This is a genomic window from Hoeflea marina, assembly GCF_003182275.1.
GTDB lineage: Bacteria > Pseudomonadota > Alphaproteobacteria > Rhizobiales > Rhizobiaceae > Hoeflea > Hoeflea marina.
The window spans coordinates 325,545-349,970 of the sequence record NZ_QGTR01000002.1 but is presented as its reverse complement, the minus strand read 5'-3'; the positions used below and the strand labels follow the sequence as shown (position 1 = coordinate 349,970).

Sequence of the window (24,426 nt, the reverse complement as noted above, 5' to 3'; positions counted from 1 at the left end):
ATCCGGCGGCTTGTTGATGGCAAGCTTGCGAGCGCTGGCGCGCCGCGAATGCGTGTGATCAGGACCGCAAGATCTTCGCCCAGCCGACGCCTGACCGGGCGTCTCAGGTCAACCCCTACGCCAACGCCTTCGACGCAATCGAGGAGCCACGCCTCTTCAACACGGCGGGTGTGGGACGCTGCAGGGCCGGCGGCCGGTCCCCCAACCACCGACACGATCGAATACTGCCGTCTCGACGGCCAGACCGGGCCGTTCCCCGCTCAGCGCGTCGGTCTCGAGGTCGATGGCGTCGAATTCGAGATCAGGCACGACTCCGCGGTCAAGGCGATCGACTTCCGCTGCCTGTTCTTCAAAGCCGGCGTCTGATGGCGGCAATCGCCGCAGGACCGGACAGGCCAGCGTCATCGTGTTCATTCTGGTTCCGCAGGTCGCCCTGAAAAAACCCCTCGATGTCGAGAGCGCCGCCAGGCGGCAAGCCGCGCGCGTGCCCTCGCTGATCGCACGGCACTGGCCGCAATCTTGATCAGGTGTCGATCTTCGCAAGGAATGTGACGCCCGGCAAACCATCGAAATGCGCGTCACAAGTCAGAAGCCCGGCACCGTGTCGCAACGCTGTGGCGTAGATCACGGCATCGGCGGTTGCCAGCTTGTGCTGGCGGGACAGGTGGGCAGCATCGATCGCCGTCGCGGTATCCAGAACGGCGACGACGCATTTTTCCGTGAAAGCGACAAACTCGTCGGCAGCTTCCTCGCCCTTCTCCCGCAGAAGCCATTTCGTGACCTCGTGCTGCACGATCGTCGGCACCAGCAATTTGCTCCTCACTGGAATTCTCTGGGCGAGCTCCTCTGTCAGCGGACCGCCAATGAGCCATTCGATCCATGCCGAAGAATCGATGGCCAGCATCAATAGCGGTCCTTACGGTCCCTGTAATTCGACGGGTCCGCACCCCTTGCCAGCCCTTTCAGGTCTTCGAGGCTCGGCACTGGCATCAGCAGGACACCCTTTCCCTTGGGGATGAAGACGAATTCCTGGCCAGCCTTCCAGTGCTGCTCGGTGCGCACGGCCTTGGGGATCGAAATCTGGAACTTTGATGAAAGCGTTGCTGTGTCGGACATGGGCTCGGCCACCTTTGATCGATCGAGATTTGGTAAGAAAATAGCACGGAACCCTTTTCGCAAGAAGGCCCACCAGATGGCGTCATTGTCCCCAGAACGTGAAGCCGTCCTCGCGGCGGTGACGTCGATTGTCGGCTGTCCTGCCGGGCGCCCAAGTGGAGTCGAATCTGGCGAAGGCCGAATGCATTCCGCCCGGCGGGCTGGTCGTGATCCGGGAGGGCGATCCGGGCGAACCGGAGGTCAGACTCTCCCCGCCCCGTGGTCTATCTGGCGCTCGCCCGCTTCGCCAAACCGTCGGTGGAGGAAGAGCAAAGGCTGCATCGCGAGCTCACCCACGCCACCCGATCGGCCTGAGGCTGCCGCATCTGGACAGGCCGGGACGCCACCTCCGCGAGACGACAACGGAAAGATGCCGCGGGGCCGGTCGCGGATCAGACGCGGCTCAGAACTCGTCCCAGCCGCCCTGTTGCGCAGCCGCCGGCGTGGCGCCGAAGGCGTTGGCAATCTTCTGACCCAGGGCGCGGGCTGGCGATGCCGCAGGCCTGGAAGCCTGAGTGGCCGGGGCCGGAGCCCGCGTCAGCGCTGCCGGGACAGGCCGCCGCTGAACCGGAGCGGGCCTCGCGGCGCCGGACGCAGAATCCGGACCGATCCTGAACCGGCTCACCAGTGTCTCGAGGTTGACCGCCTCGCCGGTCAGCGTCTGTGTCGCCGCATTGGTCTCTTCCACCATGGCGGCGTTCTGCTGGGTCATCTGGTCCATCTGGTTGACCGCCGAGTTGATCTCGGCCAGCGCATTGGACTGTTCGCGCGATGCGGTGACGATCGACTGGATGTGATCGTTGATCCGGCTCACCTCCACCTCGATTTCGCCCAGTGACTTGCCGGTCTCGTTGACCAGCGCCACGCCGCTGCCGACCTGGCTCGACGAGGTCTCGATCAGCGCCTTGATCTCCTTGGCGGCATTGGCCGAGCGGCCGGCAAGCTCGCGCACTTCCTGGGCAACAACTGCAAAGCCGCGGCCCGCCTCGCCGGCGCGCGCTGCCTCGACGCCGGCATTGAGCGCCAGCAGATTGGTCTGGAAGGCGATGTCATCGATGACCGAGATAATCTGGCTGATCTTGCGCGAGGAGTCCTCGATCTTTTCCATCGCGGTGATGGCATTGCGCACCACGGTGCCGGACTTCTCGGCGCCGCTCTTGGCATTGGCGACCATGACACTGGCCTCGTCGGCGCGCTGCGTCGAGCTTTTCACCGTCGAGGTGATCTCGTCGAGGGCGGCGGCGGTCTCCTCGAGCGAAGCCGCCTGCTGCTCCGTGCGGCGCGACAGGTCCTGGGACGCCGAACCGATCTCCGTGGCCGAAAGCTGCACCGTCATCCCGCGGAAATCTCGCCCAGAGTGGCGCCGAGCGCGTGGATGGAGGAATTGAATTCGGTTCGGAGCTTTTCATATTCCGGCGCAAAGGCATCGCGGATGCGGTAGGTCAGGTCGCCGGCCGACAGCCGTTCGAGGCCGATGGTGAGATTTTCAATCACATGGGCGCGCTCCGCTTCGTCCCGGGCGCGTCCAGCAGCGGTCGCTGCATCCATCTGCTCCTTTTCTCCCCGGGCGCGTTCGACCTGCTCGCGCGACGCATTGCGCTCTATGGCCGTCTGGCGGAAGTGGGCCACCGACCGCGCCATCTCGCCGATTTCGTCACCACGCTCGGCATAAGGCACCTCCCGCGAGTAATCGCCGTTTGTCAGGTTCTGCATGTATTGCTTCATACCGATCAAAGGCTTGGAGAGTGAACGACCGAGCAGCCAGCTGATGGCGCCGACCAGCACACTCAAGCCGGCGACGACGACCAGCGCGGTCAGGAATGTCGAATTCCGGACTTCCACGCCCTTGGCGATGGCGGCCTTGCGCAGCGAGACCGCGTAGTCCTGGAGTTCGTCGACCAGCGGCGCCATGCCGGTGCACAGGGCCTGAAGCTCGGTTTCCAATCCAACCGCCTTGAGGGCCCCAGCCGAATAGCCTTTGAAATCGTTGTCGTAGCTCGCAATGGTGGTTGCCAGGGTCGCCTTGTCAGCAGAGGAAAGGCCGGCATCGGCGCCAAGAAGCTTTGCAAAATTCGTGATCTCCGCGGCATGCTTCTCGACATATTTCGGATCGCCGCGAAGAATGAAATCCTTCTCGTGACGGCGGAGAGTCAGCATGCTGATCTCGAGTGCCGGAGAGTTCACCGTCCCGAGTTGAGCCTCCACCTCATGCACCGAGCTGCGCAGCGAGCCCTCCAGGCCGGATTTCGGGTCTAGGCCGATCTCTCGCCGCTGATTGACGAAGGATCACGCATACAGCCAGCGGCAGAATCACCGGCCATGCCTCGACGGGGCCGCGCAGGCTGGCGGCAAGGCACGGTTCAGGCGGACCGGTGAAGGGTCCCTTGATTACCGAGGAGGAACTCCCCACCACCGCAGCAGTCCTGCGGCCATGGCAAGCGAACGAGAAGGGGGCCGAGACGCGCCCCCTTCAATTCATTGCGTGAGGAAAGCCCTCAGGGCTTCTTCGAGCCGGCGTAGGGCTTGCCGCTGCCTGACTTGGCATAGGGCTTGTCGCCCTTGCCCTTGAAGGGCGGCTTGCCGGCATTGTCGCCCTTGCCCTTGAACGGCTTGGCCTTGTAGGGCTTCTTGTCGCCGGCCGGGCCGTCCGTCTTCGGATAGGGCTTGTAGGCGTCAGCGCGCGCCGGCGGCACGTCGTCATAGGGCCAGGCCCCGGCCTTGCCCTTCGGCGCATCACCCTCGGCGCCGGGCTTGCGGTCGGCATAGGGACCGTCGGTCGGGGCACGGTCGTCGTCGCGCCGCGCCTTGCCGGTGAAAGGCCGCTTCTTGGCATAGTCGATCTTGCCGTCCTCGCTCATCGCCGCGCGCGGAGCGCGGAGCGGGCGGGGGCTTGAGTCCTTCGAGCCGCGCTCGGGAATCGCGGGCGCGCCGACAAGCTGGGTGACGGTGATCGTCTTTTCGATCTTCTTGGTCGGTCCGACGGCCGCAAGGAAACGCGCGACGGCCGCACCCGCGATCTCGACATGGGTCTCGGTGTCGTGGATGCGGATCGAGCCGATGTCGTTCTTGGTCACGTGGCCGGCCCGGCAGAGCATCGGCAGCAGCCAGCGCGGCTCGGCCTGCTGCTTGCGGCCGAGCGACAGCGAGAACCAGACACCGTCCTGCAGGGCCTGGTGATCGCGCGGCGCCGAGCGCTCGGGATAGGTGCCGCCGGGGGCAGCGACCGGTCCGTTGTCGATGAGTTCCTCGGGCGCAGTGCGCTTGGCGCGGTGCATGCGCACGAAGGCTGCCGCGACCTTGTCGGCGCCATGCTGTTCGAGCAGCGCCGCCACCATCAGGGCTTCGTCCTCGTGCACCGCTTCGGTCAAGGTCGAGTCGGCGAGAAGCCGCTCGTCATCGCGCGCGACGATTTCCTCGGCGGAGGGCGGCCGCGCCCAGGTGGCCTCGATGCGGGCGTCCGAGAACAGACGCTCGGTACGACGACGGGCGGCGTAGGGCACGATCAGCGCCGAGACGCCCTTGCGCCCGGCGCGCCCGGTGCGGCCGGACCGGTGCAGCAGGCTCTCGGGATTTTTCGGCAGGTCGGCATGGATGACCAGCTCGAGATCCGGCAGGTCGAGGCCGCGGGCCGCCACGTCGGTCGCCACGCAGACCTGGGCGCGGCCATCGCGCAATGCCTGCAGCGCATGGGTGCGCTCGTTCTGGCTCAGTTCGCCCGACAGCGCCACGACCGAGAAACCGCGGTTCGAAAAACGTGCCACGAGGTGATTGACCGTGGCGCGGGTGCCGCAGAACACCAGCGCGTTCTTGGCGTCGTAGTAGCGCAGAACATTGATAACCGCGTTCTCGCGATCGTTCGGCGCCACCGAGAGCGCTCGGTATTCGATGTCGAGATGCTGCTTCCTGTCGCCGGCGGTGGTGACGCGGACGGCGTCGCGCTGATAGCGCTTGGCGAGGTTGGCAATGCCCGAGGGAACCGTGGCCGAGAACATCAGCGTGCGGCGCGCATCGGGGCTGGCGTCGAGAATGAATTCGAGGTCGTCACGGAAACCGAGGTCGAGCATCTCGTCGGCTTCGTCGAGCACCACGGCGCGGATGGCCGAGAGATCGAGATAGCCGCGCTCGATGTGGTCGCGCAGACGGCCGGGCGTGCCGACCACGACATGGACGCCGCGCTCGAGCGTGCGCCGCTCGGTCATCATGTTCATGCCGCCGACACAGGTTGCGATGCGGGCGCCCGCTTCGCCATAGAGCCAGGTCAGTTCGCGTTCGACCTGCATGGCCAGTTCGCGCGTCGGCGCGATGACCAGCGCCAGCGAGGCGCCGGGGCGGCCGAAGGCCGGCTCCCCGCCGAGCAGCGTTGCCGCCATGGCCATGCCGAAAGCGACGGTCTTGCCCGAGCCGGTCTGGGCAGAAACCAGAAGGTCCGCATCGCGCAGTTCCGGGTTGAGCACGGACTCCTGAACAGGCGTCAGCGATTCATAACCGCGTTTTTCAAGCGCCTGGGCAAGCGCTGGTTCAATGCTGGGGTTCAGCGTCATCGGTGTCTTTCAATCGAATTGGTCGGCGTGGCGACTCGTGGTGGGGCGGCATCAGCGCACGCCATTGATCGGTCGGAGACCGGATCCTGCCTGCCATATAGTCCAGGTGGGCCAAATCATAAAGCGGCAAATTCTGCGCGAGCCGCGCACAAACGTCCAAAACATGGCAAAATTAAATCAGGCCCGCCACATTCGACGGAACCCTTGTCCGACACGAGGGTTATACGGACATGAAAAAGCTCGCCACACTCATCCTCGCCCTGTCCGGAATGGCCGCTTTCGCGGTGGCTGCGGCAGATTCCCACACAAGCCCGGTCCTGATCCAGACGGCCGCGACGGCGACACCGTCGATGCAACCGCAGTCCTCGGTCCGCCGCATCCTCATGCCGGCCAGCCAGTCCGTCTCCTGCAAGCGCGCCACCTGGCCCTATATTCCGGACGAGTGTCTGGAGCGCGTGCCAGCTTCCCAAATCTGAGCGCTTCCGGGATCTGACCGCGCCGCATCCCTCAAACGGATGCGAAACGTGCAACAGCCGAGGCGGTCATCGACGGCATGCCAAGACCCTCTAACTCGCCTCGAATGCAGGACCGCCGGACGGCTCGCCCGAATGGCGGGGAGGCTTGATCAGAAGCCCGAAGACGCCCACCAGCGCAAACGTGATGCACCCGTAGATCATCGCCGCCTCCAGGGCCTGGACGAAGGCCGGATGCGGATCGCCCGCCCCCTGCGGCAGCCGGCTGAAGAAGATCTGTCCCATCACCGCCACGCCGAGCGCCGCCCCCACCTGCTGGAAGGACTGTACCCCGCCGGACGCCGAGCCGGCATCCCGGCCCTGGACGCTGGAGAGCACCGACTGGAACAGTGGCGACACGGCGGTTCCCAGTCCCAGGCCGGCCAGCGCCAGCGGCGGTAGGAAGTCGGTGGAATGAAACGCGTTTCCGATCGTCGCCGCCAGGGCTTTGAGCCACAGCAACCCGATCACCAACATGAGCGACCCGAGGAAAATCCGCTGCCGGGGAAACCGTGCGCCCAGCCGGCCCGAGACCAGCGAGGCCAGCAGCACGCCCGCCGGAAACGGCATGGTGGTCAGCCCGGAATGCAGCGGGTCGAGCCCGAAGCCCGACTGCAGGAAAACCGCCAGGACCATGAAAAAGCCGGGGACGCCCGAAAAGAACAATGCCACAAGGACCGTGCCGCCGAGAAACTGACGATTGGACAGAAGCGACACCGGCAGCAGTTGCGGCCGCCCGCGGCGCGCCTGACGGCCCTGCCAGCGCACGAAGCCGTAGGCCATGGGCACGCTCAGCAGCATCAGCAGAAAGCACCAGAGCGGCCAGTCGAAGTTGCGGCCCTCGACGAGCGGGAAGATGACCAGCAGCAGCGTCGCCGCGGCGATGGCGATGCCGACCCTGTCGATTCCGATGGCCCGGTTGCCGGCCATCGACGGGATGAAGCGCAGGCCGGCAATGATGGCGAAGATGCCGACGGGGACATTGACCAGGAAGATCGGGCGCCAGCCGAGCCCGAAGAGGTCGGCCTCGATCAGCAGGCCGCCGACCAGCGGCCCCGCCACCGACGCCAGGCCCGCCGTGAGGCCAAAGAGCGAAAACGCCATTGCGCGTTCATGGATGGGGAATATCACCTGGGCGATAGCCAGCGTCTGCGGCGTCATCATCGCGCCGGAGACGCCCTGCAGGACGCGGGCGGGAACCAGTGTCTCGATGGTCGGCGCCATGCCGCACAGCGCCGAAGCAATGGAGAAGCAGGCAATGCCGGCCAGAAACACATTGCGGCGGCCGAGCATGTCGCCAAGGCGTCCGAAGGGCAGCAGGCCGATGGCAAAGGCGCAGATATAGGCGGCCACCACCCATTCGATGCCGCTGCTGGTGGCTGCGAGCCCGCTCTGCATGCTGGGCAAAGCGACGTTGACGATGGTGACGTCGATCAGGTTCATGAAACCCGCCAGCAGCAGGATGGCCATGGCCACCCAGCGACGCTCATGGTGTTCGTGCCGGCCGGAGGCCTGAGTTGCGTCATCTGTCATGGGGAGCCCGGAAGGAATTCTGGAAATCACCCACGAGCAGATAGGCCGTGTCGAATCATCCGGCAAGGGCCGCGAGCGGATTGCAGCCGAATGCCGATCCGTATCGGACCGGCACTCGGCTGCACCTGGCAGGCGAGACGCAGAATGCGCGATTTGCGACGAATTCGCGGCGCAGTCTTGACCCCATTGCCGGAATGTTGCGACTACGCTTGAGCGAGCGCCATCCATTCCGCCCTTCCGGAGATTTCAATGTCAGAACCGCATTTCGTCATTACCCTCGCCTGCGCCGATCAGCCTGGCATCGTCGCCGCAGTGACAACCGAACTTGCCAGCATCGGCGCCAACATCGCCGAATCGAGCCAGTTCTGGGATCGCCAGACCAACCGCTTCTTCATGCGCATCGCCGTCACGCTGCCCGAGAAGGCCGGCTCCGCAACGATCACAAGAGCACTGAAGGCGCCAATGGCCCGCTTCGACATGCGCGTCGATGTCAACGACACCTCGGTCAAGCCGAAGATCATCATCATGGTGTCGAAGTTCGACCATGCGATGCTGCATCTGATCTACCAGATCCGTGTCGGCTGGCTCGACGCCGAAGTGGTGGGCATCGTCTCCAACCACGAGGACAGCCGCAGGACTGCCGAGATCGAGGGAATTCCCTATCACTACTGGCCGGTCAACAAGGACAACAAGGAAGCGCAGGAAGAACAGCTGCTCAAGCTCGCATCCGACAGCGGCGCCGATCTGGTGATCCTGGCGCGCTACATGCAGGTGCTGTCCAACAACCTGTCGCGGCGCCTGTTCGGCAAGGTGATCAACATCCACCACTCGTTCCTGCCGAGCTTCAAGGGCGCCAAGCCCTATCACCAGGCGCATGAGCGCGGCGTCAAGCTGATCGGCGCCACCGCCCACTATGTCACCGCCGATCTCGATGAAGGCCCGATCGTCGACCAGGAAACCGAACGGGTGACGCACGCCATGACCGCCGAGGATTTCGTCGCCGCAGGCCGCGACATCGAAGCGCGCGTGCTGGCGCGGGCTGTGAAGATGCATCTGGAAAGCCGGGTCATGCTCAACGGCCACAAGACCGTCGTCTTCAGCTGACCGGGATGGCGGCGGGCGTCAACTGGGATGATATCCGCGTCTTTCTCGCGGTGGCGCGATCGGGCCAGATCCTCGCCGCATCGCGGCGGCTGGGGCTCAACCACGCCACCACGGCGCGGCGGATCACGGCGCTGGAGCAATCGCTCCAGACCCAGCTGTTCGTCCGCCGCACCAATGGCTGCGGGCTGACCGGCGAAGGCGAGGCGTTCCTCGTCCATGCCGAACGGATGGAGGCCGAGATGCTCTCGGCCCAGTCCAGTCTCGGGAGAACAGACAGCGCCATTTCCGGCACTGTCCGCATCGGCGCGCCCGACGGCTTCGGCGTCTCCTATCTCGCGCCGCGTCTGGGCGCGCTGACGGCAAGGCATCCGGACCTGCGGCTGCAGCTGGTACCGGTGCCGCGCAGCTTCTCGCTGCCGCAGCGCGAGGCCGACATCGCCATCACCGTCGAGCGGCCCGCCGTCGGCCGGCTGGTTTCGCGCAAGCTCGTCGATTACACCTTGTCGCTCTATGCGTCGAAAACCTATCTGGCCTCCCACGGCCTTCCCGCTGATGCCGAGGCGCTCCGGCATCACCGGCTGATCAGCTATGTCGATGACCTGATCTTCTCGCCGTCGCTGCAGTTCACGCGCGAAATCCTTCGCAACTGGACATCCCAGTTCGAGATTTCCAGCGCCATCGGCCAGACCGAAGCGGTGCGCTCAGGAGCCGGAATCGCCGTGCTGCATGACTACATCGCCGGGCACTATCCGGAGTTGATCCGGCTGCTGCCGCAGTTGAGCATCAAGCGGTCCTACTACATCGTCTATCACGAGTCCGCGCGCGATCTCGCCCGGGTACGGACCGTGGCCGACTTCATCACCGAAGCAGTGCATGAGGATCGGTCCGGCTTTCACCGGCTGGAAGGCTGAGCAGTCTAAAGCACTGGCACCAATGGCAGGATCCCCTGCCCTTCATTGCGGCGGACGCAAGCCGCCCGCTCCCGACCTCGCCGAATCCAACGCCACGCAGGCCATGGACTCAGGATCTGGCCCCGCCGGCAAACGGGACGCGCGACGTCATTCCGGGTCGCCCGCGCAGGCATGGCGGTCGGCATCGATGGCTGGCTCACGCCGGATACGAATGTCGGGGCGGCGATAGGCCTCGGACATATGTCCTGGCACACGGCCGATGATCTCGGAGACGGGGACGGCAACACCTTGCAGGGCGGACTCTACGGCCGTCACCTGTTCGGCCCGTTCTATGTCGCAGGCGCGCTCGCCGCCGCCTATCAGGACGCCGTTGCAGGCGGATTCCGGCTCTTCCGTCTCGATCTACGGGCGGCTGGCCTGGGCGCACAATTTCGGCGACGAGATCGCGCTCGATGCCGCCTATCTCTCCTTGCCCGGATCAACCAGCACGTTCACCGGCACGGCGCAGGCATCCGATCTCGCACTCGTCACCGTCGGTGCCCGGGCCACCCTCACCGGCGGCTGGAGCGCATCGGCGCGCTTCGACGGCGAATTCGGCGGCGACACCCGGAGCTACGGCGGCAAGGGCAAGCTCGCCTACACATGGTGAGGCGGGGAAACATCGGGTTGGTTCGGGCGCGGCCCGAGCCGGCGCGCCGGTGTCTCCCGAAGCTGGTCGGCGCGGCCAAGAGCCTACCAGACTGGCCGAAATTTCAGACATGGCCGCGCCGGGTGAAACCGCCCCGGGCCGGCGCCAGCCTACATCGTCAGTCGCGTGACCAGTTTGACCGCTTCCTCGCCGATGTCGGTGAAGGCCTTGGTGAGATCGGACGCGCTGTTGGCGTCATAGTAGTATCGGTTTCCCGAGGCACAGGCGCTGAGCAGGTCCTTGCCGCGCTGCGGCGCCTGGAACGCGACGGCGAATATGATGGTCCCCTTGTCCTTGGCGGACGTGCAGTATTCCTTGGTCTTCTTGTCGGCGTAGTCGTTCTGGGAATTCGAGCCGGTGTCGTGCTCGCCGTCGGTCATGAAGAGAATGAACTTGGTGGGATTCTTCGACCCGTTCTTGGAGAAGTGCGCGTTGACTTCGCCCGAACCCGTCACCTGTTCGTAGGCCCACTTCATGGCATCGACCGCATAGGTGCCATCCTTGGCCACCAGCGCGTCGGCGAAGGTGGTGACCTTCGATTTGTCCCAGCCGAACCCCAGCTTGTCACTCGAGGTGGTTTGAAAATTGTAGCTGACAGCCCCCATGCGGGCGTATTCGTCCGTACTGTCGGACTCCTTGATGTGATCCACCAGATTGGCGACGGCCACCTTCAGGACATCAATCTTCGGCACATCGACCTGCTGGGTGGTGGTTCCGCACTGGTACCGGTAGCCGTAGTAGTAGCAGTATCTCGGCACGGTCTCGGTCGTCGTCTGGCCGGACGCCCATGCCATCGAGCCGGAGCGATCCAGCACGAGCATCATCGACAGCGGGTTGGACGCGTCCCTGGCCGATTGCGACGTGCCGGAAACCGCCACCTTGGTTTTTTCCCGACCCATCAGGCGGGCCATGCTGGTGAGGGTCAGCGATCCCTCAACATCGACCTCGACCTGCCAGACTGTCTTCTTGCCGCTGCCGGACGACGAGATCGTGACAGTGGGTTTCGCGCTGAAATCCGTGAACGCGGTCGCATCCTCGGAGACCAGGCCCTTGAAGAAAGTCGCCGCGAAAAGCTTTGCCTCTGTGGGTTCGACCTTTTCGGCGGCAAGCCCGCTCGCCGTCGCCAGCGCGGCGCCGTCGGCCGCGTTCTGCAGGCGCGTGCGCATCGACATCAGATTGGCGGTGTCGACGGCCAGGCTTCCCGCAATGAAGAGAACCGGCGTCAGCAGCGCGGCGAACATGGCGAAATTGCCTTTTTCGCTGCGAAAAAAGTCACGGAATTTCCATCCCGGCAAGGGTCTCATCATTTCGGGCTCGCGATCCTGTCATCCGGTGGAGGACCAAGGGTAGGAGCAAGAGTATGAAGATGGTCTTAACCGCCAGGGCTTTCGCCTTTCCCGGGGCACACCGGCGAACACGCAACCTGGATGGGCTCAGTGCGCAAACAAAACGCCTGCCAGGAGATCCTGACAGGCGCTTTTTGTCCGTCGCTGGCCAATTCCAACCGGTGCTTGGGAGGAGGATCCCGGCTGGTTGCTAGCGGCGATTGCCATGGCCGGCTGGGAGGAGGAGGTTGCCAGCCATGGCGTTGACCTGAATATGGAGAGGCTTATGCTGCATTGCAATAGACGCCGAAGGGAGAATGTGCAGCTAATTTTGATCATGTGATAAAAAAACAACATTTGCCACTTCGGCTCGAAAATTCCCGCCATTTCCCTCCGCCAGTCCGCGCCTATATGGTCGGGTGAGACAGAAACGGACCCCGCCATTCCATGACAGCACCGATCCCGACCGACACCGATTCACCTGCATCAGACCGCTATAGGCCGGATGTTCGCCACACCCGGCTGGGAGCGGAGTTCTATGACGAGGTGAAGGCCGCGGACTTCCCGAAGACCGTCCTGCGCTTCCGCAATGACCGCGCCGCCGCCAGCGTCGGTCTTGACCACCTCGGCGACGAAGACTGGATACGCCATTTCGGCCGTTTCCAGCCGTTGCCGGGAAACATGGCGGCGCCGCTGGCGCTGCGCTATCACGGCCACCAGTTCCGGGTCTACAATCCGGATCTCGGCGACGGGCGCGGTTTCCTGTTCGCGCAGATGCGCGACGCCGCGGGACGGCTCATGGATCTTGGCACCAAGGGCTCCGGCCAGACGCCTTGGTCGCGCGCCGGTGACGGGCGGCTGACGCTGAAGGGCGGCGTGCGTGAGGTGCTGGCCACCGAACTGCTCGAGGCGCTCGGCGTCAACACGTCGAAGAGCTTCAGCCTGATCGAGACCGGCGAAGCGCTGACGCGTGGCGACGAGCCGTCCCCGACGCGCTCGGCGGTGCTGGTGCGGCTCAACCACAGCCATGTCCGTATCGGCTCGTTTCAGCGGCTGCTCTATCTCGAGGATCATGCCGGCCTGAAGCAATTGCTCGACTACTCCATCGCAGAGTACTGGCCGGAGGCGGCCGACGCCCCTTCGCCCGCCGCACGCTTCCTGGAGTTGGTGGTCGATGCAGTGGCGAAGATGGGCGCCCAGTGGTTTGCGGCCGGCTTCGTCCATGGCGTTCTCAACACCGACAACATCACCATCACCGGCGAGAGCTTCGACTACGGCCCGTGGCGGTTCCTGCCGGTGTTCGACCCCCAGTTCACCGCCGCCTATTTCGATCACCAGGGACTCTATTCCTTCGGCCGCCAGCCGGATGCGCTGTTCTGGAACCTGGCGCGGCTCGGCGAATGCCTGATTCCACTGGCGGACATGGAGGATCTCAAGGCCGTGCTCGACAGGTTCCCCGAGCGTTTCGAGGCGGCACTCGCGGATGCCACCCTCAAGCGCCTCGGCATTGCTCGGGACGAACCCGGCCGGGACTATCGCCTGGCCAACCTGTTCTACGCCGCACTGCGCGAGGCGGGGTCCCCGTTCGAGCGTGCGTTCTTCGACATGGCCGGCGGCGCGGCGGCGGAGCGGCTCGCTGCAAGCCCGGTTGCCTACACCTCGGATGCGTGGACCGCGGTGATCGGAGCTCTCCGCGATCGCGCAGCCACCGCGGCCGCAGCCGCGGCATTGGCCATGCCGCCATTCACCACGGGAACCCCTGTGACGATGCTGATCGACGAGGTCGAAGCCATCTGGGCGCCGATCGCCGCCGAGGACGACTGGTCGCTGTTCGAGGCCAAGATCGCCGCTGTGCGCGAACTGGGCAAGGCCACTCGCCTGCTGGCCGGATAGGCCGCAAACCCAAACCGGGCCCTTTCGGGCCCGGTCGAATGCTGTCGATGAACGCCGTCAGACCGTCTGCAGCGCGCCCGGACCGGGGATCGCCGCCGGCGGCACCTTGCCCATGATGATCATGCCCAGGACCTCGTCCTTGGTCACCTCGTCTGTGCGGGCATAGCCCACGACTTGTCCGTTTTTCATGACGACGACGCGGTCCGCAAGATCAAAGACATCGTGGATGTCGTGGCTGATGAGGAATATGCCGATGCCGTCCTTCTTGAGCTGCTTGATCAGATCGGCCACCTGCGTGGTCTCCTGGGGCCCAAGCGCCGCCGTCGGCTCGTCCATGATCAGGATGCGGGCGTTGAACAGGATGGCGCGCGCAATGGCCACCGACTGGCGCTGGCCACCGGAGAGCGACTTCACCGGCTCCTTGAAGCGCTTGAAGTTCGGATTGAGACGCCCCATCACCTTGCGGGCCTCCGCCTCCATGGCGACATCGTCAAGCGTACCCCAGGCCGTCTGCAATTCGCGGCCGAGATAAAGATTGGCGGCCGCGTCGACATTGTCGGCGACGGCGAGCGTCTGGTAGATCGTCTCGATGCCCAGCGCCTTTGCGTCGCGCGGATTGTTGATCGTAACCTCTTCGCCGTTGACCAGGATCTGGCCACCATCACGCTTGTAGGCGCCCGACAGGATCTTGATCAGCGTCGACTTGCCGGCGCCATTGTGGCCTAGCAGGCCAACCACTTCGCCGGGAAAGAGATCGACCGACGCCCGGTCGACCGCCTTGACGCCGCCGAAGGCGATCGAGATGTCGCGCATTTCGATAAGGGGCGTGTCTTTCTGGATATCCGACATTCTGCTTCCTCCCTATTTCGTGCGCTGGCGATAGACGGTGTCGAGCCAGACGGCGACAACAAGCACTGCGCCGACGACCATCTGCTGGATGGCGGAGTCAAAGCCGACGAGGACCATGCCGGTCTGCAGCGACTGCATCACGAGGGCGCCCAGGATTGCCCCATAGATGGTGCCGATGCCGCCGCCCAGCGAGGTGCCGCCGATCACCGCCGAAGCAATGACGTAGAGCTCGTCGAGCGTGCCCAGCGAATTGGTGGCAGAGTTGAGCCGGGCGCTGGAAATCGCCGCCGACAGGCCGCAGAGCAGGCCCATGAGCGAAAACACCTTCAGCGTCACCCAACGCGTGTTGATGCCCGCAAGCTCCGCTGCCTCCGGGTTGCCCCCGATGGCAAAGACGTAGCGGCCAAAGCGGGTGCGGGTGGCCAGGAAGGTCATCGCAATGCCGACGCCGATCAGAATCAGCACCGGGATGGCGAAGCCATGCGCGATGTAGAGACCTCCGTCGGGTATGGTCATGTTGTTGGCGGCGGCATATTGGCGAACGATGCCGACCGGCCAAGGATAGGAATTGACCATCAGCACGAAGCCGATAACCAATGCGCAGCCGACAACGGCGAGAAGAAATTCAGCCCAAATCGGGCGCTGTGGAAAAGCGAAGCGCTGGCGCTGGCGGCGGCTGGAGATCAGCATGATAACGATACCGATGCAGGCAATGATGCCGACGATCCAACTGCCCGTGGCGCCGATGGCGCCGTAGGGCCCACCGCCAATCAGCGCGAATGTGCTGTCGACGGGCGAAATGGTTTCGCCCCGCGCCACCATGTAGGCGGAACCGCGCCAGACCAGCAGGCCGCCCAGCGTGACGATGAAGGCGGGGATCTGCAGATAGGCGATCAGATAGCCCTGCAAGGCGCCGATGGCCGCACCGGCGAGCAGGCCGATGAAGACCGTGATCACCCAGATGGCGGGGCTCCCAAGGCCCAGATATTCGGGCAGGATGCGGACCTGGGTGATGCCCATGATCATGGCGCAGAACCCGAGGATCGAGCCCACCGACAGATCAATGTGGCGCATGACGATGACCATGACCATGCCGGTCGCCATCACGCCGATCGACGCGGTCTGGACTGTCAGGTTCCACAGGTTGCGCGCCGTCAGGAAGGCACCGAAGCCGTTGGCCAGCGCGCCGTAGACGTGGAAGCCGATCCAGATCAGCAAAAGTGCGCCGATCATTCCGAGAAGGCGGGAGTCAATTTCGGTCTGGCGCAAAAACCGCGCGACGAAGCTTTCGTTTGGCCGGCGCTGCTCTTTGGCCGGCGTGATGACGCCATTGGAACTGGTTGTCATGTTTCCTCCCCACTGACTGCTTTGCACGTCCGCCATCAAACTGGCCGCAACTTTTCAGTCTGATTATATCACTTCGACCGTTGCCGCCGCGCAATAGCCGCGCTGACGGGAAAATCAGCGCGGCCATTGATTGGTTCAGATCTCAGGTTTCGGGATCAGCAACCGTTGACGCCAGCCATCGCACCTTCGCAGACTTCATCCTTGGAGATGACGCCGGCGTCGATGACAACGCTGATGTTGTCCTTGGTGATCGGGGTTGGCGCCAGGAAGATCGCGTTCATTTCAACGCCCTTGGCGCCGCCGGACCACTTAACTGCGCCGGGGACGGCAGCCATGTCGGAACCGTCGGCCAGCTTGGCGGCGATTTCGCCGGCAGCCTTGCCGAGGGCGCGCGAGTCCTTCCAGACCGACACGGTCTGGGTGCCGCGGGCAACGCGGTTGAGCGCAGCCTTGTCGCCGTCCTGGCCGCCGACCGGAACGGTCAGGCCCTGGGCGGAGAGAGCGGCGATGACGCCGCCGGCCATGCCGTCGTTCTCGGCGAGAACGGCATCGACCTTGTTGTTGTTGGCGGTAAGGATCTGCTCCATGTTCTTCTGGGCATTGTCCGGCTTCCAGCCGTCCGAGAACGCCTCGCCGACGATCTTGATCTTGCCGGCATCGACGTCCGCGCCGATGACTTCCATCATGCCTTCGAGAAGGAAGGCAGCGTTCGGATCGCCCTTGTCGCCCTTGATGATGGCGTAATTGCCTTCCGGCTGAGCGGCCTTGACGGTTTCGGCAATGATCTTGCCAACGCCCTTGTTGTCGAAGGTCAGGTAGAAGGCGCGATTGTCTTCGATGAGACGGTCGTAGCCGACCACCGGTACGCCTTCTGCTGCGGCCTTGTCCACGGCCGGGCCGATGGCATCCTTGTCCATTGCCAGAATGACGAGCGCGTTGGCGCCCTGCGTCAGCAGGCTTTCCACGTCGGTCAGCTGCTTGGCGGCGGAGCCCTGCGCGTCGGCCGAGATATAGGTGTCGCCGTTGGCTTCGATGGCGGCCTTCATCGCGGCCTCATCGGTCTTCCAGCGCTCTTCCTGGAAGTTGGACCAGGAAACGCCAATGATCTTGTCCTTCGCGAAAGTCGCGCCGGTCATGGTGATAGCGATGGCCGTGCCAGCCATCAGGTTGATGAAGAATTTCATAGTGTCCTCCCAAGGAATATGTGCCGGACGGGCCTCCCCAGCCGGTCGCCTGATCAACTGCATGAACCGTCGTAAAAAGGCAAGCTTTTTTCTCGACAGTCGAGAAAATAACTGGCAGGGTTTTTCGACGCTGTCAACTTGACTCGGCCGGAAGAGCAGCGGGCGGGAAAAACAGGATGAACGGCGCAGGGAGCATGAGGAACGGGGTTGCGCAAGACAGCTCCGCCAGGGAGAGGACGCAGCGGAATTCCGGCAAGCACGGGCGGTTCCGACGGCGGAACGGGACACATGTCATTCATCACCGGCCATCCGCGAGGCGGAGCTGCATGTTGACCAAGTCGAGCGGCGAACTGGTCCGGCAGCAGAATCGTGCTCTGGTGCTCGAGGCGTTGCGCCGCGGCGGCCCGCAATCCCATACCGAGATTGCCGCCGGGACGGGACTGAGTTCAGCTACGGTCACGGTCATCACGCAGGAACTTGAGGGCGAACGCATTCTCGAGCGCTCCGAGAGCCAGGCGGTCGGTGGCCGCGGACGCCCGCGCATCCAGTTCCGACAGCGCCGCAATGCCGCCCATGCCGCCTTCATCCGCATTTCATCGGACACGCTGCAATATTCCCTTGTCGATTATTCCGGCACCCTGATCGACCGCCTGGACGAGAGGCGTTCGAATGCAGGACAGGACATCGCCGGCTTCGTTGCCTCGATACGCGCCACGCTGACCCGTCTGGCCGGACGCTCGAACGTGTCTTCCGAGACGTTGCTGGCGATCTCGGTTTCGAGCAAGGGCCTGGTCGCCGACGACGGCACGACACTGTTGTGGTCGCCGGTGCTGGGCAGCCAGCAGGTGGATTTTCGCACGGCCTTCGCCGCCGACTGGCAGGCGCGCGTGACGCTCAACAATGAAAGCCATCTGGTGGCAAGCGCCCTGCACGCCAAGCTGTCGCGCTCGGGCAACGGACCGATCCGGCGACTGGCCGCCCTGTCGCTTGGCCATTCGATCGGGCTCGGTGTTGTCGACGCGGAACCGGGAGCTGCGGTACGCACCATCGCTCCGAATTTCGGCCATATGATCCATACCCACGGCGGCGCTCTCTGCCGCTGCGGCTCGCTGGGCTGCATCGAGGCCTATTCCGGCTTCTATGCGATCCTGCGCGCTGCCTTCGAAGTTCCGCCCAACACAATCCCGGCGCCGTTCGTGCCGTTCACGGAGGTCGAGAAGATCGCCGTGCTGGCCCGGCGCGGCGACCGGATGGCGGAATTCGCCTTTCGGCAGGCAGGCACCGCGCTCGGCAACGGCGTGGCGCGGCTGACGAGCCTGCTGGGGCAGATGCAGATCGTCTTTACCGGCCCCGGCATTCGCTTCTTCGACCTGATGCGACCCGGAATCGATGACGGGCTCGCCGCCTCGCTCGGCGTGCGCATCGAAGGCCCGCCGGAGATCTCGCTGTCGCTGGACGAGGAGCGGCTGATTTTCGAAGGCCAATTGCAGCAGACGCTCGCGTCGATCGATCGCGATGTGATTGCTGCCAAGACATTGTCACAGGGAGGACAAAGATGACATTGACCCGACGATACCGGATGACACTCTCGGGAATGGCGCTGGTGCTGACACTGCCGGCGATGGCTGCGGATCCCTGGGACGAGCGCACCCCTGCATTGGGCGACCGCACGACGATGCCGACGGGCCGCCTCAGCCGGTCCGACCTCGATGCGCTGACCGCGCAAGGCGAAGCCCTTTTCTCCGCCAAGTTCACCAGCCTCGACGGCGTCGGCCGGCCCGGCGCCACCCAGGCGATCATCCCGACACGCCGCAAGCATCCCAGGGAGCAGACCTTCTTCCGCACCGCCGGCCTGGACGCCGGGGCGTGCTCGTCCTGCCACAACGAGCCGGTGGTCGGCGGCGCGGGCGACTTCGTCACCAATGTCTTCGTCTCGGAAGGCTTCGAAAGCGCCGATTTCGATTCGCTCGATCCGCAATTCTCCAACGAGCGCGGCACCAACCATCTCTTCGGCGCCGGCCTGATCGAGCTGCTCGCCCGCGAGATGAGCGGCGAGTTGCAGGCGATCCGCGGCAAGGCGCTCGAAGACGCCCGTTCCAGCGGCCAGACGGTGCGCCTGCCGCTGAGCGCAAAGGGCGTCGATTTCGGCTTCATCACCGCCGATGCCGACGGGTCGGTCAATCTCGACGAACTTGCCGGCATCGACACCGACCTGGTGATCCGACCGTTCAGCCAGAAGGGGGTGATGACGTCGCTCAGGCAGTTCACTGTCAACGCGCTCAACCAGCATTCCGGCATGCAGCCCTCCGAGCGCTACGGCGCGCGCTGGACGGGAACGGACGATTTCGACAGCGACGGCGTCTCCCGCGAGGTCAGCGACGCCGATGTCTCGGCACTGGTCGCCTGGCAGGCGACGCGCCCTTCACCGGCGCGGGTGGTGCCCGACAAGTCGGGCTGGGCCGAGGCGGCCAGACGCGGCGAGCAGGTCTTCGGCGACCTCGGCTGCACGGACTGCCATCGCACCTCGCTGCCATTGGAGAAGGCCGATTTCTCCGACCCGGGTCCTTACGACGCGGCCGGGACGCTGAATGATACCCAGGTGGCCGAGCCGGCGATCTATGACCTGACACTCAACGATTGGGCACAGCATCTCGATCGCGACGAGCAGGGGCGGCTGCTGGTGCCGCTGTTCGGCGACCTGAAGCGGCACGAGATGACCGATCGCGACATCACAGGCTTCGGCAACGAGCTGCTGTCGCAGCGCTTCGTCGACCGCAACAGCTTCATGACGGCGGAACTGTGGGGGATCGGCTCGACGCCGCCCTATGGACACCGCAACGACTTCACCACACTCCACGAAGTCATCCTCGCCCATGGCGGGGAGTCGCGAAAAACCCGCGACGCCTATGACGCGGCAGCGGACCAGGACAAGTCGGCGCTGGTGGCCTTCCTCAAGACATTGGTGATCGTGCCATGAAGATCTTCCGCAACCTGACCCTTGCCGCGCTGGCAGCCTCGTGCGCCGGTGCGCTTCTCTCATTTCCTGCCCAGGGCGCAGAGACGGACGTGCCGTTCACAGCCGACATTCCTTCCTATCACGAAGAGGCGAAATCCGCCGGCATCGACCACAGCTACACCGGGCCGTGGGAGTATTTCGTCGGCGGCGGCGTTGCCAGCTTCGACTGCAACGGCGACCGGGCCCCCGACCTTTTCCTGGCCGGCGGCAGTTCCAAGGCGGCGCTTTTCGTCAATGCCAGCAGGACAGGCGGCGCCCTTTCCTTCCGGCCGAAGGACACCGGGCTGAGCGACGACGACCTGACCAAGGTGCTCGGGGCCTATCCTCTGGACATCGACAACGACCGACACACCGATCTGGTGCTGCTGAAGCTGGGGCGCAATGTGGTGCTCAAGGGCGGCCCCGACTGCCGGTTCGAGAAGGCCAACCGGGCATTCTCCTTCGACGGCGGTCGCGCCTGGTCAACAGCCTTTGCAGCTACATGGGAAGGATCAAACGCTTTTCCCACCCTGGCCATCGGCAACTATGTCGACCGCAGCGCGCCCGGTTCGCCCTTCGGTACCTGCGACGTCAACCAGCTGCTGCGGCCGGTTACCGGGGAAGCTCCGGACTATTCCGAGGTGCTGCCGCTCGAGCCCAGTTATTGCACCTTGTCGATGCTGTTCACTGACTGGGACCGCTCCGGGAAGCCTTCGCTCAGGATCACCAATGACCGGCAATATTATCGCGGCGGCGAGGAACAGCTCTGGGACCTGCCCGAGGGCCAGCTGCCGCGGCAGTACACCGCTTCGGAAGGCTGGCAGCGCCTGACCATATGGGGCATGGGCATCGCCGAAGCCGACCTGAATGCCGACGGGCTGCCGGAATATGCGCTGACCTCGATGGGCGACACCAAGATCCAGAAGCTCGACGACGAGGCAGGCGAAGACCGGCCGACTTACCGCGACACCGCCTATGAACTCGGCGCCACGGCACAACGTCCCTATACCGGGGGCGATATCAAGCCGTCCACCGGGTGGCACAGCCAGTTTGCCGACATCAACAACGACACCAAGCTCGACCTGTTCATTGCCAAGGGCAATGTCCAGGCGATGCCCGATTTCGCCCAGAACGATCCCGACAATCTCCTGCTCGGCGACATGGCAGGCCGGTTCCAGGAAAAGGGAATGGAGGCCGGCATCGCGCTTGACACGAAGGGGCGCGGCGCCGCCGTCGACGACTTCAACATGGACGGCATGCCCGACCTGATCGTGGTCAACCGCGAGGCCCCCGCCAGCCTGTTCCGCAACATGGGCGCGAAGACCGACTGGGGATACCGTCCGCTGGGAAACTGGCTGAAGGTCGAGCTCGACAACGGCAAGGTCAATCACGCGGCGGTGGGGGCACTGGTGTCCGTGCGTGTGGGAACGCAGACGTTGACTCGCAGGATCCAGGTCGGTGGCGGCCATGCTTCCGGCCAGACCGGCTTCACCCATCTGGGGCTCGGCGTGGCCGAACGCGCGACGATCCGGGTGCAATGGCCGGACGGAGAGTGGAGCCACCCCTACCGGGTGTTCGCCAACCAGCATGTGCGGATCGTGCGCGGCGAGGACAACGCCCGCTACTGGTATCCCGCCGGTCCGTGAAGAGGAGCGGCTCGCTCAGGCGCGTTTCAGTCGATCCAGCCGTTGCGGATGGCGACAGCAACCGCCTGGGTCCTGTTGACGGAGCCGGTCTTCTTGGTGGCGCTGTTGAGGTAGTGATTGATGGTGTGCTCGGAAAGGCCGATGATCTTGCCGATCTCGAAGCTGGTCTTGCCGATGGCGCTCCACGACAGGCACTCGTGCTCGCGGGCCGAGAGCGCGTTCGTCGCGGCAACGGTATCACCAGACAATTGGCACAGACCTTCGTAAACCAGGCTCGACAGCAGGTCGAGTTCAGCTATCTCCTGAAAACTCAAGGAGTTGCGCTTGCCCATGAAGGAAACCGTGGCGGCCCCGCCATCGGGCGTGAACACAGGTATGAAGAACCAGCAGTCAAGCTTGTATTCATCGACCAGGGCGAGCAGCACCGCGCGATTGGCATCGTCCTGGGCATCGGCGATGTCACCGATGCGGCGCTCGAACGGCGCGCAGGCCTTGCGCATCTGCACGGATGCAGGGTCGGAGGCAACCATGCTGTAGGCGTCATAGCGCCGGATCAGATCGGACGGGGCCGACGTGATGATCATCGTCTCGGCGATGCTGGTGGTTGGCACCGAGGGAATTGAATTCACGGCGAAATACTTGAAGCCGTACCAGGTGGTCACCTCGCGCAGATAGCGAAACAGGTCGAACTGGCTCGTGGCGCTCGCAATGTGCGCGCGTATGGAGACGATGTCACGGTTGCACGGCATGCCCGACGGAAGAACGTTCGATATCTTGTAAGCACTTGTCGGCATTTCAGCCCCCCGTCCAATTTCCTCAACCTATAAAACCGTCCTTCTCATACATTCGCATAAAACAGTGTTTATTTTATAGCCTCAAATATAATACAACTTTCTTGTATGACCCGCCCTCACAGTCCGGAAACGTTGGCAAAGCGCCGCTTGCAGGGCGCTTCGCGGTACTCTGCGGCGCTCTGCCGCAGCCGCGCCGGAGGTGAGTCATGTGAGGCAATTTTTGGGTTGTGCAGCGGGCAAGTGTGACTCTACTGTTCGCGCCGGAAGCGCCGCAACAACAGGAACGGAAAGTGACATGCTCGGATTGATGCAGGATTGGCCGCTGGTTTGCCACAAGATCCTCGACCACGCCGCCACCTACCACGGCGGGCGCGAGGTTGTGTCCCGGTCGATCGAGGGCCCGCTCCACCGTACCAACTATGCCGAAGTCCGCGTCAGGGCCCTGAAATTGGCCAAGCGGCTGGAAATGGACGGTGTCAAGCTGGGTGACCGCGTGGCAACGATGGCCTGGAACACCTGGCGGCATCTGGAGAGCTGGTACGGCATTCTCGGGCTCGGCGCAGTGTACCACACGCTCAATCCGCGGCTTTTTCCCGAGCAGATCGCCTGGATCATGAACGACGCAGAGGACAGCCTGCTGTTCGTTGACCTGACATTCGTCAAGCTGATCGAGGCAATTGCGCCCAAGGTTCCAAGCCTCCGGCGGGTAATCATCCTGACGGACGATGCGCACATGCCGGAAACAAGCCTTCCGGGCGCGGTCTCATATGAGACTTACCTGGCCGAGGCCGACGACGACTTTGCCTGGGCCGAATTCGACGAGCGCACCGCGGCCGGCATGTGCTACACCTCCGGCACCACGGGCGACCCGAAGGGCGTGGTCTACTCCCACCGCTCCAACGTGCTTCACGCCATGACCGCAGTGCAGCCCGACATGCTCAACCTGTCGTCGCACGACCGGCTGATGCCGGTGGTGCCGCTGTTTCATGCCAATGGCTGGTCCACGGCATTTTCCTGTCCGATGGCGGGTGCGTCGATGATCATGCCGGGCGCCGGCATGGACGGGGAATCCATCTACCAGATGCTCACGCGGGAGCGGGTGACGATCACCGCCGCCGTTCCGACGGTCTGGCTGATGCTGCTGCAGCGCATGGAAAAGGAAGGGGGCGACCTGCCCGATCTCGAACGCGTCGTCATCGGCGGCGCGGCATGTCCGCGCGCCATCACCCGCGCCTTCCAGGATGTCTACGGCGTCAAGGTGATGCATGCCTGGGGCATGACGGAGATGAGCCCGCTGGGCACCGTGTGCTCGATCAAGCCGGAATATGACGATCTCGAAGGCGACGCAAAGCTCGACCTGCTGTCGAAGCAGGGTCATCCGCCGTTCACCGTCGAGATGAAGGTGACGGACGACGAAAACCGGGAACTGCCATGGGACGGCAAGACCTTCGGCAAGCTCAAGGTGCGCGGTCCGGCCGTGTCGGCCTCGTACTACAAGGGCCGCGGCGCCGACCAGTTCGACGCGGAGGGATGGTTCGACACCGGCGACGTGGCGCACATGGACGCGCATGGCTACATGCAGATCACCGACCGCTCCAAGGACGTCATCAAGTCGGGCGGCGAGTGGATTTCCTCAATCGAGATCGAGAACCTCGCCGTGGGCCATGCCGATGTCGCGGAAGCCGCCGTCATCGGTGTCGCGCATCCCAAATGGTCGGAACGACCGTTGCTGGTGGTTGTCGTCAAGGAGGGGCGAACGCCGCTGAAATCCGACATTCTCGGCTTTCTGGACGGCAAGATCGCCAAATGGTGGATGCCGGATGACGTTGTCTTCGTCGCCGAGATTCCGCACACGGCGACCGGCAAGATCCAGAAGATGAGCTTGCGCGAACAGCTCAAGGACTACGTCCTGCCTGACGGCTGAGCGCGCAGAGACCGGCCCCGCCATG

General features: G+C 64.2%; 21 protein-coding genes and 1 pseudogene. 11 read left to right on the top strand and 11 right to left on the bottom strand.

Features of this window, described 5'->3' with window-relative positions; translation table 11 throughout:
- The first annotated feature begins 283 nt into the window (after window positions 1-283).
- Window positions 284-523, top strand: coding sequence for a DUF6441 family protein (locus DFR52_RS24825; protein WP_110031439.1), 240 nt, complete (start codon window positions 284-286; stop codon window positions 521-523).
- Here DFR52_RS24825 and DFR52_RS08075 read toward each other — a convergent pair whose 3' ends face one another.
- The 5 genes from DFR52_RS08075 to DFR52_RS08060 form a co-directional block, all read right to left on the bottom strand.
- A complete protein-coding gene (locus tag DFR52_RS08075) occupies window positions 524-904 on the bottom strand; it encodes a type II toxin-antitoxin system VapC family toxin (RefSeq protein ID WP_110031438.1) in 381 nt (126 codons plus the stop codon). It lies immediately after the preceding gene.
- Window positions 904-1,116 carry an AbrB/MazE/SpoVT family DNA-binding domain-containing protein gene (locus DFR52_RS08070; RefSeq protein ID WP_110031437.1) on the bottom strand — a complete coding sequence of 71 codons (213 nt, stop codon included), beginning with the start codon at window positions 1,114-1,116 and terminating at the stop codon, window positions 904-906. Before DFR52_RS08070 ends, DFR52_RS08075 begins: the two co-directional genes overlap by 1 nt.
- A 442-nt stretch (window positions 1,117-1,558) precedes the next feature.
- The gene (locus DFR52_RS24690) at window positions 1,559-2,491 is read right to left on the bottom strand and encodes a methyl-accepting chemotaxis protein (protein ID WP_146215559.1); all 933 of its coding nucleotides are present in this window, start codon (window positions 2,489-2,491) and stop codon (window positions 1,559-1,561) included.
- Window positions 2,488-3,369 carry a HAMP domain-containing protein gene (locus DFR52_RS24685; RefSeq protein ID WP_210205802.1) on the bottom strand — a complete coding sequence of 294 codons (882 nt, stop codon included), beginning with the start codon at window positions 3,367-3,369 and terminating at the stop codon, window positions 2,488-2,490. Before DFR52_RS24685 ends, DFR52_RS24690 begins: the two co-directional genes overlap by 4 nt.
- A gap of 281 nt (window positions 3,370-3,650) precedes the next feature.
- Window positions 3,651-5,696 (bottom strand): DEAD/DEAH box helicase, encoded by a 2,046-nt coding sequence (locus tag DFR52_RS08060; RefSeq protein WP_110031436.1) that lies wholly within the window; start codon window positions 5,694-5,696, stop codon window positions 3,651-3,653.
- Between the two features lie 230 nt (window positions 5,697-5,926).
- Here DFR52_RS08060 and DFR52_RS24190 point away from each other — a divergent pair, with 230 nt between their 5' ends.
- Window positions 5,927-6,172 (top strand): hypothetical protein, encoded by a 246-nt coding sequence (locus DFR52_RS24190; protein ID WP_146215557.1) that lies wholly within the window; start codon window positions 5,927-5,929, stop codon window positions 6,170-6,172.
- 90 nt (window positions 6,173-6,262) lie between these two features.
- Here the strand turns inward: DFR52_RS24190 and DFR52_RS08050 are convergent, their stop codons facing one another.
- Window positions 6,263-7,741, bottom strand: coding sequence for an MFS transporter (locus DFR52_RS08050; protein WP_245415258.1), 1,479 nt, complete (start codon window positions 7,739-7,741; stop codon window positions 6,263-6,265).
- A 249-nt stretch (window positions 7,742-7,990) separates the two neighbouring features.
- On the opposite strand from DFR52_RS08050, the gene purU reads away from it, so the two are divergent.
- The 4 genes and pseudogenes from purU (at window position 7,991) to DFR52_RS08030 (ending at window position 10,405) form a co-directional block, all read left to right on the top strand.
- Window positions 7,991-8,845, top strand: a complete 855-nt coding sequence (gene purU, locus DFR52_RS08045) for a formyltetrahydrofolate deformylase (RefSeq protein WP_110031433.1) — start codon at window positions 7,991-7,993, stop codon at window positions 8,843-8,845.
- A 5-nt stretch (window positions 8,846-8,850) separates the two neighbouring features.
- Window positions 8,851-9,756, top strand: coding sequence for a LysR family transcriptional regulator (locus DFR52_RS08040; protein WP_110031432.1), 906 nt, complete (start codon window positions 8,851-8,853; stop codon window positions 9,754-9,756).
- A gap of 45 nt (window positions 9,757-9,801) precedes the next feature.
- Window positions 9,802-10,113: pseudogene (locus DFR52_RS25085) on the top strand (autotransporter outer membrane beta-barrel domain-containing protein); the annotation flags it as partial.
- A gap of 13 nt (window positions 10,114-10,126) precedes the next feature.
- Window positions 10,127-10,405, top strand: coding sequence for an autotransporter domain-containing protein (locus DFR52_RS08030; RefSeq protein WP_210205801.1), 279 nt, complete (start codon window positions 10,127-10,129; stop codon window positions 10,403-10,405).
- A 149-nt stretch (window positions 10,406-10,554) separates the two neighbouring features.
- Here the strand turns inward: DFR52_RS08030 and DFR52_RS08025 are convergent, their stop codons facing one another.
- Window positions 10,555-11,685: a vWA domain-containing protein gene (locus tag DFR52_RS08025; RefSeq protein ID WP_158284897.1), complete on the bottom strand. Its 1,131-nt coding sequence runs from the start codon at window positions 11,683-11,685 to the stop codon at window positions 10,555-10,557.
- A 531-nt stretch (window positions 11,686-12,216) separates the two neighbouring features.
- Between DFR52_RS08025 and DFR52_RS08020 the strand changes: the two genes are divergently transcribed.
- Window positions 12,217-13,662, top strand: a complete 1,446-nt coding sequence (locus tag DFR52_RS08020) for a protein adenylyltransferase SelO (RefSeq protein ID WP_110031429.1) — start codon at window positions 12,217-12,219, stop codon at window positions 13,660-13,662.
- 57 nt (window positions 13,663-13,719) lie between these two features.
- Here the strand turns inward: DFR52_RS08020 and DFR52_RS08015 are convergent, their stop codons facing one another.
- The 3 genes from DFR52_RS08015 to DFR52_RS08005 form a co-directional block, all read right to left on the bottom strand.
- Window positions 13,720-14,511 (bottom strand): ATP-binding cassette domain-containing protein, encoded by a 792-nt coding sequence (locus DFR52_RS08015; RefSeq protein ID WP_110031428.1) that lies wholly within the window; start codon window positions 14,509-14,511, stop codon window positions 13,720-13,722.
- Window positions 14,512-14,523: 12 nt separating this feature from the next.
- A complete protein-coding gene (locus tag DFR52_RS08010; protein ID WP_110031427.1) occupies window positions 14,524-15,858 on the bottom strand; it encodes a sugar ABC transporter permease in 1,335 nt (444 codons plus the stop codon).
- Between the two features lie 155 nt (window positions 15,859-16,013).
- Window positions 16,014-17,042 (bottom strand): substrate-binding domain-containing protein, encoded by a 1,029-nt coding sequence (locus DFR52_RS08005; protein WP_110031426.1) that lies wholly within the window; start codon window positions 17,040-17,042, stop codon window positions 16,014-16,016.
- 326 nt (window positions 17,043-17,368) lie between these two features.
- On the opposite strand from DFR52_RS08005, the gene DFR52_RS08000 reads away from it, so the two are divergent.
- From DFR52_RS08000 to DFR52_RS07990, 3 genes are read left to right on the top strand one after another with little or no spacing between them, the layout of a single operon-like run.
- Complete coding sequence (locus DFR52_RS08000) at window positions 17,369-18,601, top strand: ROK family transcriptional regulator (RefSeq protein ID WP_110031425.1); 1,233 nt, start codon at window positions 17,369-17,371, stop codon at window positions 18,599-18,601.
- Window positions 18,598-20,019 carry a di-heme oxidoredictase family protein gene (locus DFR52_RS07995; RefSeq protein WP_110031424.1) on the top strand — a complete coding sequence of 474 codons (1,422 nt, stop codon included), beginning with the start codon at window positions 18,598-18,600 and terminating at the stop codon, window positions 20,017-20,019. The genes DFR52_RS08000 and DFR52_RS07995 overlap by 4 nt, the downstream gene beginning before the upstream one ends.
- Window positions 20,016-21,683, top strand: coding sequence for a CRTAC1 family protein (locus DFR52_RS07990; RefSeq protein ID WP_110031423.1), 1,668 nt, complete (start codon window positions 20,016-20,018; stop codon window positions 21,681-21,683). The genes DFR52_RS07995 and DFR52_RS07990 overlap by 4 nt, the downstream gene beginning before the upstream one ends.
- 26 nt (window positions 21,684-21,709) lie before the next feature.
- Here DFR52_RS07990 and DFR52_RS07985 read toward each other — a convergent pair whose 3' ends face one another.
- Complete coding sequence (locus tag DFR52_RS07985; RefSeq protein ID WP_110031422.1) at window positions 21,710-22,477, bottom strand: helix-turn-helix transcriptional regulator; 768 nt, start codon at window positions 22,475-22,477, stop codon at window positions 21,710-21,712.
- A 295-nt stretch (window positions 22,478-22,772) separates the two neighbouring features.
- On the opposite strand from DFR52_RS07985, the gene DFR52_RS07980 reads away from it, so the two are divergent.
- Entirely contained in the window at window positions 22,773-24,401 is a 1,629-nt protein-coding gene (locus DFR52_RS07980) for a long-chain-fatty-acid--CoA ligase (RefSeq protein ID WP_110031421.1), read from the top strand.
- Window positions 24,402-24,426 lie beyond the last annotated feature (25 nt).

Bases quoted from the DNA above. Each gene is read 5' to 3' on its own strand.
- DFR52_RS24825 (WP_110031439.1), top strand. From the start codon at position 284: ATGGCGTCGAATTCGAGATCAGGCACGACTCCGCGGTCAAGGCGATCG.
- DFR52_RS08075 (WP_110031438.1), bottom strand. From the start codon at position 904: ATGCTGGCCATCGATTCTTCGGCATGGATCGAATGGCTCATTGGCGGT.
- DFR52_RS08070 (WP_110031437.1), bottom strand. From the start codon at position 1,116: ATGTCCGACACAGCAACGCTTTCATCAAAGTTCCAGATTTCGATCCCC.
- DFR52_RS24690 (WP_146215559.1), bottom strand. From the start codon at position 2,491: ATGACGGTGCAGCTTTCGGCCACGGAGATCGGTTCGGCGTCCCAGGAC.
- DFR52_RS08060 (WP_110031436.1), bottom strand. From the start codon at position 5,696: ATGACGCTGAACCCCAGCATTGAACCAGCGCTTGCCCAGGCGCTTGAA.
- DFR52_RS24190 (WP_146215557.1), top strand. From the start codon at position 5,927: ATGAAAAAGCTCGCCACACTCATCCTCGCCCTGTCCGGAATGGCCGCT.
- DFR52_RS08050 (WP_245415258.1), bottom strand. From the start codon at position 7,741: ATGACAGATGACGCAACTCAGGCCTCCGGCCGGCACGAACACCATGAG.
- purU (WP_110031433.1), top strand. From the start codon at position 7,991: ATGTCAGAACCGCATTTCGTCATTACCCTCGCCTGCGCCGATCAGCCT.
- DFR52_RS08040 (WP_110031432.1), top strand. From the start codon at position 8,851: ATGGCGGCGGGCGTCAACTGGGATGATATCCGCGTCTTTCTCGCGGTG.
- DFR52_RS08025 (WP_158284897.1), bottom strand. From the start codon at position 11,685: ATGTTCGCCGCGCTGCTGACGCCGGTTCTCTTCATTGCGGGAAGCCTG.
- DFR52_RS08020 (WP_110031429.1), top strand. From the start codon at position 12,217: ATGACAGCACCGATCCCGACCGACACCGATTCACCTGCATCAGACCGC.
- DFR52_RS08015 (WP_110031428.1), bottom strand. From the start codon at position 14,511: ATGTCGGATATCCAGAAAGACACGCCCCTTATCGAAATGCGCGACATC.
- DFR52_RS08010 (WP_110031427.1), bottom strand. From the start codon at position 15,858: ATGACAACCAGTTCCAATGGCGTCATCACGCCGGCCAAAGAGCAGCGC.
- DFR52_RS08005 (WP_110031426.1), bottom strand. From the start codon at position 17,042: ATGAAATTCTTCATCAACCTGATGGCTGGCACGGCCATCGCTATCACC.
- DFR52_RS08000 (WP_110031425.1), top strand. From the start codon at position 17,369: ATGTTGACCAAGTCGAGCGGCGAACTGGTCCGGCAGCAGAATCGTGCT.
- DFR52_RS07995 (WP_110031424.1), top strand. From the start codon at position 18,598: ATGACATTGACCCGACGATACCGGATGACACTCTCGGGAATGGCGCTG.
- DFR52_RS07990 (WP_110031423.1), top strand. From the start codon at position 20,016: ATGAAGATCTTCCGCAACCTGACCCTTGCCGCGCTGGCAGCCTCGTGC.
- DFR52_RS07985 (WP_110031422.1), bottom strand. From the start codon at position 22,477: ATGCCGACAAGTGCTTACAAGATATCGAACGTTCTTCCGTCGGGCATG.
- DFR52_RS07980 (WP_110031421.1), top strand. From the start codon at position 22,773: ATGCTCGGATTGATGCAGGATTGGCCGCTGGTTTGCCACAAGATCCTC.